General features: G+C 69.6%; 12 protein-coding genes. 5 read left to right on the top strand and 7 right to left on the bottom strand.

The genetic code is table 11. From position 1 onward, the window contains the following. Nucleotides 1-557 (top strand): site-specific integrase (locus VFL99_RS13235; protein WP_325106836.1); only part of this gene is annotated, 557 nt, incomplete at its 5' end. A gap of 52 nt (nucleotides 558-609) precedes the next feature. Here the strand turns inward: VFL99_RS13235 and glnA are convergent. Beyond that, nucleotides 610-2034 (bottom strand): type I glutamate--ammonia ligase, encoded by a 1425-nt coding sequence (gene glnA / locus VFL99_RS13230; RefSeq protein ID WP_325106835.1) that lies wholly within the window; start codon nucleotides 2032-2034, stop codon nucleotides 610-612. A gap of 242 nt (nucleotides 2035-2276) precedes the next feature. Here glnA and VFL99_RS13225 point away from each other — a divergent pair, with 242 nt between their 5' ends. Then, a complete protein-coding gene (locus VFL99_RS13225) occupies nucleotides 2277-2648 on the top strand; it encodes an RDD family protein (protein WP_325106837.1) in 372 nt (123 codons plus the stop codon). Nucleotides 2649-2708: 60 nt separating this feature from the next. Here VFL99_RS13225 and VFL99_RS13220 read toward each other — a convergent pair whose 3' ends face one another. From VFL99_RS13220 to lipB, 3 genes are all read right to left on the bottom strand, one after another. Continuing rightward, the gene (locus VFL99_RS13220) at nucleotides 2709-3500 is read right to left on the bottom strand and encodes a DUF4191 domain-containing protein (RefSeq protein ID WP_325106834.1); all 792 of its coding nucleotides are present in this window, start codon (nucleotides 3498-3500) and stop codon (nucleotides 2709-2711) included. Nucleotides 3501-3505: 5 nt separating this feature from the next. After that, nucleotides 3506-4531: a lipoyl synthase gene (lipA, locus tag VFL99_RS13215; RefSeq protein WP_325106833.1), complete on the bottom strand. Its 1026-nt coding sequence runs from the start codon at nucleotides 4529-4531 to the stop codon at nucleotides 3506-3508. 94 nt (nucleotides 4532-4625) lie between these two features. Further along, the gene (gene lipB / locus VFL99_RS13210) at nucleotides 4626-5279 is read right to left on the bottom strand and encodes a lipoyl(octanoyl) transferase LipB (protein WP_325106832.1); all 654 of its coding nucleotides are present in this window, start codon (nucleotides 5277-5279) and stop codon (nucleotides 4626-4628) included. Nucleotides 5280-5375: 96 nt separating this feature from the next. On the opposite strand from lipB, the gene VFL99_RS13205 reads away from it, so the two are divergent. Both VFL99_RS13205 and VFL99_RS13200 read left to right on the top strand, forming a co-directional pair. Further along, nucleotides 5376-7676 carry an MMPL family transporter gene (locus tag VFL99_RS13205; protein ID WP_325106831.1) on the top strand — a complete coding sequence of 767 codons (2301 nt, stop codon included), beginning with the start codon at nucleotides 5376-5378 and terminating at the stop codon, nucleotides 7674-7676. Continuing rightward, complete coding sequence (locus VFL99_RS13200; RefSeq protein WP_325106830.1) at nucleotides 7673-8695, top strand: Gfo/Idh/MocA family protein; 1023 nt, start codon at nucleotides 7673-7675, stop codon at nucleotides 8693-8695. The genes VFL99_RS13205 and VFL99_RS13200 overlap by 4 nt, the downstream gene beginning before the upstream one ends. Before the next feature lie 105 nt (nucleotides 8696-8800). On the opposite strand, the gene VFL99_RS13195 is transcribed toward VFL99_RS13200, so the two are convergent. The 3 genes from VFL99_RS13195 to VFL99_RS13185 form a co-directional block, all read right to left on the bottom strand. Further along, a complete protein-coding gene (locus VFL99_RS13195) occupies nucleotides 8801-9961 on the bottom strand; it encodes an ABC transporter substrate-binding protein (RefSeq protein WP_325106829.1) in 1161 nt (386 codons plus the stop codon). A gap of 86 nt (nucleotides 9962-10047) precedes the next feature. Beyond that, the gene (locus tag VFL99_RS13190; protein ID WP_325106828.1) at nucleotides 10048-10926 is read right to left on the bottom strand and encodes an ABC transporter permease; all 879 of its coding nucleotides are present in this window, start codon (nucleotides 10924-10926) and stop codon (nucleotides 10048-10050) included. Then, nucleotides 10923-11789, bottom strand: coding sequence for an ABC transporter ATP-binding protein (locus VFL99_RS13185; protein WP_325106827.1), 867 nt, complete (start codon nucleotides 11787-11789; stop codon nucleotides 10923-10925). The genes VFL99_RS13190 and VFL99_RS13185 overlap by 4 nt, the downstream gene beginning before the upstream one ends. Here VFL99_RS13185 and VFL99_RS13180 point away from each other — a divergent pair. After that, the gene (locus tag VFL99_RS13180) at nucleotides 11763-13592 is read left to right on the top strand and encodes a sensor histidine kinase (protein WP_325106826.1); all 1830 of its coding nucleotides are present in this window, start codon (nucleotides 11763-11765) and stop codon (nucleotides 13590-13592) included. The genes VFL99_RS13185 and VFL99_RS13180 overlap by 27 nt on opposite strands. The last annotated feature ends 95 nt before the right edge of the window (nucleotides 13593-13687 follow it).

Here is a 13687-nt window from a genome sequence, read left to right as displayed (position 1 = left end):
CCGGCCTGCGCCCCGCGGTGCTGTTGGGCGCGTTCGCCGGCTTGCGTGTCGCGGAAGCCGCCGCGCTGCGAGCGGGCGACGTCGACCTTGCCGGCGGGGTCATCATCCCTACGCGTCAGTGGCCGGACCTGCCGCTGAACTCCAGGGACTCCAGCACGCCGATCCCCATCCCGCGAGACCTGGCCCAGATGCTCGCCGCGGCGCTCCAGGCCGGAAGCGGTCAGACCTTCGTCACCGACCAGCTGCGACGGCCGGCGGGGCCGTGGCTGATCGAGCGGCACGTCCGTCGGGCACGCGTGAAGGTTCCCGGCCTGTCGGAGCGGTTCCGCTTCCATGACCTGCGGCACTACTTCGCCAGCCTGCTCATCGCCTCCGGCCTGGACGTCAAGGTCGTGCAGACCCGCCTGCGCCACGCCAGCGCCATGACCACGCTGAACACCTACGGCCACCTCTGGCCGGACACCGACCAGGCCTCCCGCGCCGCCGTCAGCGCCGCCCTGCGGGTCCAGGACGAGGAGTTCGAGCCCTCCTCGAGCCACCGCTCCGCGCGCTCGTAAGGACCGTGTAAGGACCGTTGCGGCCCCGCAAGCCTCTGACCTGCGACGATGCCTACAGGTCGAAGTACATCTCGAACTCGTGCGGGTGCGGGCGCAGCCGGATCGGGTCGACCTCGTTCTTGCGCTTCCACGAGATCCAGGTCTGGATCAGGTCCTCGGTGAACACGTCGCCCTCGAGCAGGAACTCGTGGTCCGCCTCGAGCGCGTCGAGCACTTCCGGGAGCGAGGCGGGGACCTGCTCGATCGCCGCGTGCTCCTCGGGCGGCAGCTCGTAGAGGTCCTTGTCCACCGGCTCCGGCGGCTCGATCCGGTTGCGGATGCCGTCCAGGCCGGCCATGAGCTGCGCTGCGAAGGCGAGGTAGGGGTTCGCGGACGGGTCGGGCACCCGGAACTCGATCCGCTTGGCCTTCGGCGAGCTCCCGGTGATCGGGATGCGCACGCAGGCGGAGCGGTTGCGCGCGGAGTAGACGAGGTTCACCGGGGCCTCGAAGCCCGGCACCAGTCGGTGGTAGGAGTTCATCGTCGGGTTCGTGAAGCCCAGCACGGCCGGGGCGTGCCGGAGCAGGCCACCGATGTACCAACGGGCGGTGTCGGACAGCCCGCCGTAGCCCTGCTCGTCGTGGAACAGCGGCTCGCCGTCCTTCCACAGGCTCTGGTGGGTGTGCATCCCCGAGCCGTTGTCGCCGAAGATCGGCTTGGGCATGAAGGTCGCGGTCTTGCCGGACGCCCACGCCGTGTTCTTCACGATGTACTTGAACTTCATCATGTCGTCGCCGGCCTGCAGCATCGTGTTGAACCGGTAGTTGATCTCCTGCTGCCCGGCCGTGCCCACCTCGTGGTGCGCGCGCTCCACGTCGATGCCGACCTTCGCGAGGTTCAGCGTGATGCGGTCCCGCAGGTCGGCGAAGTGGTCCGTCGGCGGCACGGGGAAATAGCCGCCCTTGTACCGCGGCTTGTACCCCCGGTTGCCGCCCTCCTCGACCCGCCCGGTGTTCCACGCGGCGGCGAGGGAGTCGATGAAGTAGTAGCCCGCGTGCTGGTTGGTCTCGAACCGCACGTCGTCGAAGACGTAGAACTCCGCTTCCGCGCCGAAGTAGGCGGTGTCGGCGATGCCGGTCGACCGCAGGTAGGCCTCCGCCTTCGCGCAGATCTGGCGCGGATCCCGCGCATACGGCTCGTCGGTGAAGGGGTCGACGATGGAGAAGTTCATCACCAGCGTCTTCTCGGTGCGGAACGGGTCCACGTAGGCCGTCGTCGGGTCGGGGATGAGCTTCATGTCCGACTCGTGGATCGCCTGGAAGCCGCGGATGGAGGACCCGTCGAACATCTGGCCGTCGGTGAACGTGTCCGTCGTGACGGTCTCGGTCGGCACGTTGAAGTGCTGCATGACGCCCGGCAGGTCGATGAACCGGATGTCGAGGAACTTCACCCCCTCCTCCTTGATGAAGGTCAGGACCTCTTCGGGGCTACTGAACATCCGTCCTCCTGGGACCGTTTCTCGAACCGCGGCGCGACGACGCCACGGAGACTGTGGTGGCGTCGTTGCCGTCCCCGACCTTAGCCCTCGGTCATTTCCCGGCCATGACCCGTGTGTTACACGAGTGTTACGTCGCCTACCCTTGCTCCGTGGCCAGTGGTGACGGTGCGAACCTGCACGCCGACGGACCCGCAGCGGCCGGTGCGGGCGGCCTGAGTGCCTACCCCGGCCAACGACTCGGTATGCCGGAAAGCGGCCGTGGCAGCGTCGCTCGCCTCGGGCGCCGCGTCGCCGCCCTCATCATCGACTGGCTGCTGTGCGAGCTGATCGCCTACGCCTTCTTCGGCTTCCGCCCCGGCGCCGAGGACAGCAGCTGGATCCCCCTCGCCGTGTTCGCCGTGGAGAACCTCGTGCTCGTCGGCACGTGGGGCTCGACCGTGGGGCACCGCCTGCTCGGCATGCGCGTCATCCGCCGGGACGGGCACCCCGCCGGCCCGCTGCCCGGGCTCATCCGCACCGTCCTGCTGTGCGTGGTGGTCCCGGCCCTCATCTGGGACCGGGACAGCCGCGGCCTGCACGACAAGGCCGCCGGGACGGTCCTCATCCGCCTCTGACGACCGGCCGCGCTTTCCGCCGACGTCAGCGGCCGCACCTGATGGCCGCTTCCTCCGACGTCAGCGGCCGCGCAGGCCCTTGCGGTCCATCCGCACCTTCGTCGGGTCCACCCCGGCAGGCACGGGCGGCTTGACGCCACCGAGCGCCTTGAGCCGCTTGTTCACCGCGGCGGCCTCCGCCTTGGTCAGCACCGGCTTCAGCTTGGACACCCGCTTGGTGAGCCGGTTGATCGGCACGGTGTCATCACCCCGGCCCACCCGCATGATCGTCACCGGCACCGCCTGACCGGTCACGCGCACGACCTTCTTGCGCTCGGACTCGGCGAGGCGCAGCGCCGGACCCTTCGGGCCCTCGGCGACCAGCACCACGCCGGGACGGCCGATCGCACGGAACACCATGGCCGCCGACGAGACGTCCTTGGCGTTGCCGCGACGACTGGCCTCGGCAGCGACCGGCTCGCGCTCGGCATACCAACCGCGGCGCAGGGAGCTGAGGGCCGCACCCGCGGCACCGGGCTGTCCCTCGATGCTGCGGTAGGCAGCGCTCTCGGCGCGGCGGCCCAGGACGATCATCGCCGCGAGGATGCCGAAGACGATGCCCAGCACCCCGAAGTAGAGCGGGTGGTGGACGATGAAGCCGACGATGAGCAGGACGCCGAACGGCACCAGCCACGCCAGCAGCAACCACCAGTTCAGGCTGGGGTCGTTCGCCTTGGTGGTGGTGTAGATCTGCCGCATCTGCGCGAAGCGCCCGGGCACCTTCGCGCCGTCCGATCCCTTCCGGGACCGTCGCGACATGCGCGAGATGCGCTGGGACAGGGCAGACTGCGGCGAGTCCTTTCGGCGGGCCATACCCCTCAGGATACGGGGCTGAGGTGGCGAGCCACGAGCGAGGCCGCTTCCTGGCGGGCCGGGGACCCGGCCTTGTCGACCAGGTGCTGCAGCTCCGCGGGCACCGGCTTGCCGCTGCGGACCATCGCCTGTGCCCACAGCCGACCGGCGCGGTAGGAGGAGCGCACCAACGGCCCGCTCATCGTGCCCTTGAAACCGAGCTCCTCGGCAACCTGCGACCAGTGCACGAACTCCTCCGGCTTGACCCACCGGTCCACCGGGTGGTGGCGCGGGGAGGGGCGCAGGTACTGCGTGATCGTGATCAGGTCGGTGCCCGCCTCGTGCAGGTCGCGCAGGGCCCGCTCGATCTCGTGGTCCTCCTCTCCCATCCCGAGGATGAGGTTCGACTTGGTCACCAGGCCGGCGTCACGGCCCATGGTGATCACGTCGAGGGAGCGCTGGTAGCGAAAGCCCGGCCGGATCCGCTTGAAGATGCGGGGCACCGTTTCGACGTTGTGCGCGAAGACCTGCGGCTCGGCATCAATGACCTGCTGGACGAGCCCCGGCTTGCCGTTGAAGTCGGGGATGAGGATCTCCACGCCGGTGCCCGGGTTGAGCTGGTGCACCTGCCGGATGGTCTCGGCATACAGCCATGCGCCGCCGTCGGGCAGGTCGTCGCGGGCGACCCCGGTGATCGTGGCGTAGCGCAGGCCCATCTGCTGCACGGACTCGGCCACGCGGCGGGGCTCGTCGCGGTCCAGCTCCTCGGGCCGGCCGGTGTCGATCTGGCAGAAGTCACAACGCCGGGTGCACTGCTCGCCGCCGATGAGAAAGGTCGCCTCCCGGTCCTCCCAGCACTCGAAGATGTTGGGGCAGCCGGCCTCCTGGCACACGGTGTGGAGTCCCTCGCTCTTCACCAGCGAGTGCAGCGAGGTGTACTGCGGGCCCATCTTGGCGGTGGTCCGGATCCACGACGGCTTGCGCTCGATCGGGGTCTGCGCGTTGCGTGCCTCCACACGCAGCATGCGACGGCCCTCGGGTGCGACGCTCACGGGTTCTCCCTTGCGGTGATCGACGACTGCCGGCCAGGACCTTCACCCTACGCCGCGCCGCCCTGGGGACCGGCGCCCGGCCGGGCGGTGCCGGTCAACCCAGGATGTCCTCGAGATGCTTCTCGGCGTACGGGAGGACCTCCTGCACCGTCACGTCCCGACCAAGCTCCGCCGACAGGGACGTGACACCGGCGTCGGCGATGCCGCACGGGACGATCACCGACGACCACGACAGGTCACAGTCGCAGTTCAGTGCGAAGCCGTGCATGGTCACCTCGTTGCTGACACGGATGCCGATCTGCCCGAGCTTGCGGTCCGCGGCGGCGGGGGCACCTCCCGCTTGCGGGGGACGGTCACCGGGCACCCACACGCCGCTGCGACCCTCGACCCGGGTGGTCTCGAGGCCCAGGTCGGCGCAGACACGGATCATCATCTCCTCGAGCCGGCGCACATGCGCCACGACGTCCACCGGGGAGGGGAGCCGGACGATCGGGTACCCGACCAGCTGGCCGGGGCCGTGCCACGTGATCTTGCCGCCACGGTCGACATCGATGACGGGTGTCCCGTCCCACGGACGCTCGTGCGGCTCCGTGCGCTTGCCGGCCGTGTAGACCTTCTCGTGCTCCAGGAGCAGGACCGTGTCGGGCTCCTCGCCCGCCACGACAGCGGCGTGGACCTCACGCTGGCGCTCCCACGCCTCCTCGTAGTCCACGAAATCGGGGCAGAAGCCGAGGTGCACCATCCGCATGGCGGCAGCCTACGCCGTAGGCTTCCCCCGTCAGCAGCGCCGTCGGCCGCCATCGCCGCCGGACGCTGTCGACGCCGACAGTCGGCGCGAAGGGCCATGACCTGCGACGGGGAGGACGTCATCGGCACCCGGACGGACCTGTCACGAGGCGAGACCACCAGCCCCGGCGGAGTCCGCCGGTGGGGCCCGGTGCTCGCCGTCGTGGCGGTGCTCCTCGCCTGGTTGGCCGTGGCCGGCGCGGGCGGCCCGCTGGTGGGCCGGCTGTCCGAGGTCCAGCAGAACGACAACGCCTCCTTCCTGCCGGCGCAGGCGGAGTCCACCCTTGCCGCCAAACAGGCCAAGGCCTTCGGGGACAGCGACACCCTGCCGTACCTGCTGGTCATCGTCCGCCGCGGCGGGCTGCAGCCGCAGGACCTGCAGCAGGTGCAGAACTTCCTCCACACCGTCCCCGGCCTGACGCTCGACCACTCCCGACGCACGATGGGCGAGTTCCTCGCCTCCCCGCCGGGACAGGTCATCCCCAGCACCGACCGGGAGGCGCTGCTCGCACCGATCACGCTGACCGGCCCCACGTCCGACGAGGTGATCAACGGCACGGGCATGGTGTCGCTGGGCGCCGAGGCGCTGCGCCACGCCGCGACGAGGCAGCTCGGGTCGGCCGGCCTGCAGACGGCGGTCACCGGGCCGGGTGGCTACGTCGCCGACCTGGTGACCGCGTTCTCCGGGATCGACGGGGTCCTGCTCATCGTGGCGCTCGCCGTGGTGCTCTTCATCCTGCTTCTCGTCTACCGCAGCCCGATCCTGCCCATCGCCGTGCTCCTGACGTCGCTGATGGGGCTGGCGATCGCCGCCCTGGTGATCTACCCGCTCGCCAAGCACGGGGTCATCGAGCTGTCCGGCCAGAGCCAGGGCATCCTCATGATCCTCGTCGTCGGTGCCTCCACCGACTACGCCCTGCTGCTCGTGGCCCGCTACCGCGAGGAGCTGCACCAGCGCCCCGACCGGTGGACGGCGATGCGCGTCGCGTGGCGGGCCGCCGTCGAGCCGATCGCGGCCAGCGGCGCCACCGTCATCCTCGGGCTGCTCTGCCTGTTGCTGTCCGAGCTCGGCAACACCAGCGGCCTGGGGCCGGTCGGTTCCCTCGGCATCGCCGGTGCCCTCGTGGCGGCGCTGACCTTCCTGCCCGCGGTCCTGCTGCTCATCGGACGCCGCGTCTTCTGGCCGATGGTGCCGCGCGTGGACCACGTGCACAGCGAGGACAGCGTCGGCAAACGCGGCATCTGGGGGCGCGTCGCGGGGCTCGTGGGCAGGCGGCCCCGGCTGATCTGGGCGGTGACGGCGCTGTGCCTCGTCGGCTGCGCGTGCTTCCTGCCGACCTTCCACGCCAGCGGGATGAGCCAGGACGAGCTCTTCCTCGGCACGGTGGACTCGGTCACGGGGCAGAAGCTGGTCGACCAGCACTACGCCGGCGGTCTCGGGGCGCCGGCCGTCATGGTGGCTCCCCAGGGCGAGGCGTCGCGGGTGGCGAAGCTTGCCGGCACGGTCGACGGGGTGAGCGCCGTCAGCGTGGGCCAGGGCCCCGGTCGACCGCCGAAGGTCGTCGACGGCAACGTGATGGTGCAGGCGACGCTGTCCGACCCGCCGAACTCCCCGGCCTCGGAGGACACCGTGCAGCGTCTTCGCGACCGGCTCGACAGCGTGAGCACCGACATCCTGGTCGGTGGGCAGACGGCAGCGGCGCTGGACGTGCGCCTCGCCAGTGACCGCGACCTCAGGGTCATCATCCCCGCGATCCTGGGCGTCATCTTCCTGGTGCTGATCCTGTTGCTGAGAGCACTGGTGGCTCCGCTGGTCCTCGTCCTCGCCAACGTGCTGTCCTTCGCCGCGACGATCGGGGTGTCGGCGCTCGTGTTCAACCACCTCCTCGGATTCCCGCACGCCGACCCCGCGATCCCGCTCTACTCCTTCGTCTTCCTGGTCGCCCTCGGCATCGACTACTCAATCTTCCTGATGACCCGGGTCCGCGAGGAGTCGGTGCGACGAGGCACCAGGCCAGGCGTCCTGGTCGGGCTCGCCGTGACCGGGGGTGTCATCACCAGTGCCGGTGTCGTCCTCGCCGCGACCTTCTCCGCCCTCTCCGTCATCCCGCTGCTGTTCCTGGTCCAGGTGGCCTTCATCGTCGCCTTCGGCGTGCTCCTCGACACGCTGGTCGTGCGCAGCCTGTTGGTGCCGGCGCTGGTGCACGACCTGGGCCGGCACACCTGGTGGCCCAGTCTCTTGGGCCGCCCCCTGGGCCGCCACGAGCGGACCGCGGTGCTGGAGCGTCAGGGGAGTGGGGGACCCCGAATCATGAGGACGAGCAACGACGGGGACAACGCAACCAAGGAGGACAGGTGAGCAGACCGCTGCGAGTCGGACTGGCGGGATACGGACTGGGCGGCCGGCGCTTCCACCTGCCGCCGATGCTCGAGGCGGGCCTGGACGTCGTCGCGGTGGCCACGCGCGATCCCGAGCGCTCCGCGCACGTCCGGGCGGACCTGCCCGACGCCGTCGTGGTGCCCGACCTGGAGGCGTTGCTCGAGCAGGACGCCGACCTCGTGGTGCTGGCGACGCACAGCGGGGCGCACACCCGCCAGGCCCTGCAGGTGATCGATGCAGGGCGCCCGGTCGTCGTGGACAAGCCGTTGGGGGTGAACGCTCGTCAGACCCGAGAGGTCGTCGAGGCCGCGGCCGCCAAGGGGGTGCCGCTGTCGGTCTTCCAGAACCGCCGCTACGACCCCGCCCACGCCACGTTGCGCTCGCTGGTCGACGCCGGACGTCTCGGCGACGTCTACCGGCACGAGTTTCGCTGGGAACGTTGGCGTCCCGAGCCGCGCCACCGGTGGCGGGAGGAGGCGCCCGCGACGCAAGGGGGCGGCATCCTGCTCGACCTGGGCACGCACCTGGTGGACGCGGCGGTCGACCTGTTCGGGCCGATCCGCAGTGTGTATGCCGAGGTCGTCGCCCGCACGACCCCGGCGGACGACGACGACTTCCTCGCCTGCCGCCACGAGTCGGGGGTGGTCTCCCACCTCGGCACCATGTCAGCCTCCGCAGCGCCCGGGCCGCGACTGCGTGTCCTGGGCAGCGCGGCCGCCTACCTCCTCGGCGAGTTCGAGGAGGACGTACTGACGTTCCCCGAGCTCGCCAACGCCAGCCCGCGGCACAGCGGGTGGCTCTACCGCGGAGCCGAACGCGAGCCGGTGCCTGCCGTGCCGGCCGCACATGCGGACTACTACCGCGGCGTCGCGCGGGCGCTCGCCACCGAGGATCCGCAGGCGGCGATGCCGGTCGACCCGCGCGACGCGGTCCACGTCATGGAGGTTCTGGACGCTGCGCGAGCCAGCGCCGAGCGGGGGTCCGTCGAATACCTCTGAGCGAGGCCGCAGCTCGGCCTCCCCGGCGCCGCTGTCGCAGGAGGAGACAGCGGAACCCGGTGGGCCGTTGCCGGTTCGGCGGCCCACCGGGTTCCGGGCGGCAGGTCAGCCCTGCGCGCCAGCAGGGGTGGTGGTGACCTTGAAGCCCTCCAGCTTGTTGGCCTTCAGGGCGTACTTGTTGGTGAACGTGTTGGCCAGCGTCACCTTGCTGACGTCGACCCCGAGGGCCTTCTCCATGGCGTAGATCGTCTTCGGGCCGCCAGCGGGCATGACCCCGTCGGGCAGGAACTGGCCCTTGTCGGTCGTGAGTCCGGCGATGTACTGCTTCTTGGTGATGGTGCTGTTCGACACGAACTGCGTGGGCAGCTTGTTCGCGATGTCCGCGGCGGAGTGGGTGTTGATCCAGTGCATCGTGGCGACCAGGGCGTCGACGACCCGCTGGGTGGCCACCGGGTTCTTCTTGACCCATTCGGCCCGGGCGAGGACCGACGCAGCCGGCCACGCCCCGCCCAGTGCGCTCTGTGCGCCCTTGGTGGTGGCGAGGTCAATGGCGGAGTAGCCGAGGTGGCGCGACTCGATCGCGGTGACCGTCGGTTGCGTGGTCATGACACACTGCGCGGCGTTGCGCTGGATGGCCGCGATCGCGGTCGCTCCCGCTCCGACAGCCATGGGGTGGTACTCGCTGCGCGAGATGCCCTTCTGCTCGGCCATGAACTGGGTGAGCTCGTCGGTGCCCGAACCGAGGTCGGTGACGCCGAGGGTCTTGCCCTTGAAGTCTGCTGCGGAGTGCACGCCGCTGTGCGTGCCGCACATCTCCCGCTCCCCGGGCGCGCCGGACAGCTGCACGATCCCGATGACATCCTTGCCCTTCGACTGGAAGTCGATGGTGTGGATGTACCACGCACCGGCCATGTCGACCTGCCCGGACGCCATCGCCTCCTCGGCGCCGACACCGCCGTTCGTCTCGGTGGAGAGCTCGACCTTGACGCCGTACTTCTTGTAGAAGCCGAGGTCCTGGGCCAGCTGGTAGGGCAGGTAGATCTGCTTGTCGATGCCGCCGACCATGAGCTTGACGGTGGGCACCGACCCGCTCTGGGAGCCGTTCCCGCTGGCCGCCGCGGCCTTCGCGGTGTGGCCGGAGGTGGCCTTGGCCGAACTGTTGCCGGAGCTCGTCGTGCTGCTGCCCGAGCTCGTGCCTGCTCCGCACGCCGTCACGCCCAGGGCGAGTGCCCCGATGGCGGCCGTGCACATTGCACGCTTCATCATCTGTGGTTCCTTCCGGTGGGTGTTGCTGTGTTTGGGGTGGTGGACGGGTTGGTGGGTGTCGTCAGCACTGCTGGCATCGGCGCAGCTCAGATCGCTTGGGCCTCAGCCCTGCTCGGCGGGCGCCACGCCAGGACTCGCTTCTCGAGCAGGCTGAGGAGGTACTCCGCGATGAGCGTGACGACCGACATGATCGCCATGGCGGCGAAGACGGTGTTGTTGTCGAAGGTGCCCTGCGCCTGGGTGATGACCAGCCCCATTCCGTGCTGGGCGCCGAGCACCTCGGCCACCAGCGCACCGATGATCGCGAAGCCGAAGGCGGTGTGGAGGCTGGCGATGATCCAGGTGAGCGCCGAAGGGATGGTCACGTGGCGCGCCACCTGGAACGGGGAGGCGCCGAGGATCTTGACGTTCGCCACGAGGTTGGGGTCGACCTCGCGGACACCCTGGAACGCGTTGAAGAACACGATGAAGAAGACCAGGACGGCTGCAAGCAGTGCCTTGGGGAAGGTTCCCAGCCCGAAGGCGACGGTGAAGATGGCGCCCAGGATGATCCGGGGGATGGAGTTCAGCGCCTTGATGTAGGGGCTGGCGATATCGGAGAGCAAGCGGTTCTGACCGAGCAGGAGCCCCAGGATGATTCCCGTGAACGTCCCGAGGAAGAACCCGTAGATGGCCTCCTTGATCGTCACCCAGATGTTCAGCCAGACGGAGCCGAACGCCGTGCCCTTGGTGAACAGCTCCACGAGGCTGTGCCAGATGCCGGTGGGCTGGCCGAAGAAGAACTTGTCGACGATGCCCACGGACGTGAACAGCTGCCACCCGCCGAGGACGACGATGGGGAGCACGATGCGGCCCAGCCACACGAGTTCGGCACGGCGCCGTCGCGCACGGCGGGCCGTCACTTGGGCGCTGTCCTCGGAGTCCGTTCCGGGGAAGGGGGCAGGAGTGCTGACGGCGGTGCTCATGCTGCCTCCTCCGTCTGGGCGTAGGCCCGCTGGACCTCGTCCTTCAACGATTGCCAGATCTGGTCCTGCAGCTCGAGGAAGCGCGGTTCGTGCCTGATCTGCTGCACCTCTCCACGCGGCCGCGGCAGGTCGATGTCGAAGCTCTCCTTGATCCGCCCCGGGCTGCTGGTCATGATCAGCACCCGGTCGGCGAGGGCCACCGCCTCATCCAGGTCGTGCGTGATGAACAGCACGGAGGGCCGCTGCTGCTCCCAGAGGGCCAGGAGCTCGGTCTGCATGATGGCCTTCGTCTGGACGTCGAGGGCGCCGAACGGCTCGTCCATCAACAGGATCTTCGGCTCGTTGATGAGCGCGGCCGCCATTCCCACGCGCTTGCGCATGCCGCCGGACAGCTGGTGCGGGTAGCGGTCTTCGAAGCCCGCCAGGCCGACTCGCCGCAGCCAGTCGCGGGCCAGGCCGATGGCCTCCTTCTTGGGCATGCCGCCCAGGGCCGGGCCGATCATGACGTTGCCGAGCACGGTCTTCCACGGGAAGAGCGCATCGGCCTGGAACATGAAGCTGACGCCCTTGGTGATGCCTGAGACCGGCCGGCCCCCGACGGTGACCGATCCTGCGCTGGGCCGCTCGAGACCGGAGACCTGCCCGAGCGTGGTCGACTTCCCACACCCGGTGGGACCCACGATGGCGCAGAACTGGCCCGGCTCGACCGTGAAGGTGACATCACGGATCGCGGTGAACGGCTTACCGCCCGGCGTGACGAAGCGCTTCGTGAGACCCGTGATCTCGATGCGCGCGGCGTCGCCCGCCGGTCCGTGCACCGCGGCCGGGTTCGGCTGGTGGGGGTACGATTCCTTCTCGGCCATGTGCCGTTCTCTTCCTTCCGTGCAGGCAGCTGTGCTTCTTGGGAGCCGAGCGTAAGGACGGGAGAGAGGGCCTGTCGTGGTTGCGAAAGAACCCCGCGTTATGCACGTTTCTCCGGCTTTTGCGCGTTTTGCGCAGCCGTCCTGGCGAGTCCTCCGCGGACGCAGGGAGGCAGCCGTGTGCGCGGTGTCACAATGAACGCGATGCCCTACCGGATGCGCAGGCTGTCCAGCCTGATCTTTGCCGCACAGCTGGCGATTCTGGCTGCCACGACCCTGGTTGGGTTCGGGCTGTTCGCCCGTGCAGAGCGATCCCACCTGGACCATCAGTACGAGGGTCGGGCGGCGGCCATCGCAGAAAGCGTCACCGGAGTTCCCGCCATCCGGCGGTGTATGGCGACCGGTGGTCCCACGTGCGCCACCACGGTCCAGGACATTGCCAGCGCGATCGCGAAGCGGTCCGATGCCTCGTACGTGGTCGTCATCGACATGCACCGGGTGCGTCACTCGCACCCGAACCCCGCACTCATCGGAAAGCGCGTCGAGGAACCGATCGTCACGGCCGACGGCCGGGTCCACACCGGGATCGACAACGGCATCACCGGACGGTCGGCCAACGGGAAGGCCCCGCTGTACGGCCCGGACGGCGCCATGGTGGGTGAGGTGTCGGCCGGCATCCGGGAGAGTTCCGTGTCGACCGATCTGTGGCACGAACTCCCCTCGTACGCCATCTGGTTCGGTGTGGCACTGGCGGTGGGAGCGCTGGCCTCCTGGGAGCTGGCCCGACGCCTGAAGCGGCGGACCTTCGGCCTCGAGCTCGACGAGATCGCCCACCTGCTGCAGGAACGCGAGGCGATGCTGCACGGCATCCGCGAGGGGGTGATCGCGCTCGACCCGGCCGGGCGCGTGACGCTGATCAACGACGAAGCCTGCCGCCTCATCCCGCTCGATGGCGACCCGGTTGGGCGCCCGATCACTGAAGTCGTGTCTCATCGCCGCCTCAGCGATCTGCTCACCGGTTCGTTGTCAGGATCGGACACCGTCGTGGTCACCGACGAGCACATCCTCGTGGTCAACCGGATGCCGGTCGCCAGAGAAGGTCGCGATCTGGGCGCGGTCGTGACCCTGCGCGATCGCACGGAGCTGGAGGGGCTGCTGCGCGAACTCGACAGTGTCGATGCGCTTACCGACGCCCTGCGCGCGCAGCAGCACGAGTTCTCCAACCGGATGCACACCGTCGCGGGTCTGGTCGAGCTCGGTGACCAGCAAGCGGCGATCCGCTACGCGCTCGAGGTCTCCGACGATACGGCCGGGCGGGCCGAGGCGATCCGCGAGCGCGTCGAGGCGCCCGAGATCGCTGCGCTGCTGCTGGCCAAGACGACCGTCGCGGCCGAGCGCGGCGTGCGGTTGGAGCTGTCCGAGGACTCCCGCCTGCCGCGGACCGAGCTCGACACGAACATGGTGCTGTCGGTCGTCGGCAACCTGATCGACAATGCGATCGACGCCGCGGCCGGCTCAGGTGAGGCAAGCGTGACGGTTCGGCTGACCTGCTGCCGGGAACACGTGACGATCCAGGTGTCGGACACCGGGCCCGGCGTCCCCCACGAGCTGAGCCGGCGGATCTTCACCGACGGGTTCACCACCAAGGCGCCCGACGACAAGCGCCACCGGGGGATCGGCCTGGCGCTCGTGCACCGGCTGGTGAGTCGAGCCGGGGGGACGATCGAAGTTGACTCATCGGGTCCGACCAGGTTCACGGTCGTACTCCCGACCAAGTCGCGAGGTGGCGTCGAGGTGGGCGCGTGATCAGCACGCTGATCGTCGAGGACGACTATCACGTCGCCACCATCCACAGCGCGTACGTGCGCAAGGTTCGCGGCTTCTCGGTGGCCGGCCACGCC

This window comes from Segeticoccus sp. (genome assembly GCF_035708005.1).
Note: the sequence above shows the minus strand (reverse complement) of the source record. Positions and strands in the feature narration are given on the sequence as shown.

Coding starts and splice junctions, on each gene's coding strand:
- glnA (WP_325106835.1), bottom strand. CDS start 2,034: ATGTTCAGTAGCCCCGAAGAGGTCCTGACCTTCATCAAGGAGGAGGGG.
- VFL99_RS13225 (WP_325106837.1), top strand. CDS start 2,277: ATGCCGGAAAGCGGCCGTGGCAGCGTCGCTCGCCTCGGGCGCCGCGTC.
- VFL99_RS13220 (WP_325106834.1), bottom strand. CDS start 3,500: ATGGCCCGCCGAAAGGACTCGCCGCAGTCTGCCCTGTCCCAGCGCATC.
- lipB (WP_325106832.1), bottom strand. CDS start 5,279: ATGCGGATGGTGCACCTCGGCTTCTGCCCCGATTTCGTGGACTACGAG.
- VFL99_RS13205 (WP_325106831.1), top strand. CDS start 5,376: ATGACCTGCGACGGGGAGGACGTCATCGGCACCCGGACGGACCTGTCA.
- VFL99_RS13195 (WP_325106829.1), bottom strand. CDS start 9,961: ATGATGAAGCGTGCAATGTGCACGGCCGCCATCGGGGCACTCGCCCTG.
- VFL99_RS13190 (WP_325106828.1), bottom strand. CDS start 10,926: ATGAGCACCGCCGTCAGCACTCCTGCCCCCTTCCCCGGAACGGACTCC.
- VFL99_RS13185 (WP_325106827.1), bottom strand. CDS start 11,789: ATGGCCGAGAAGGAATCGTACCCCCACCAGCCGAACCCGGCCGCGGTG.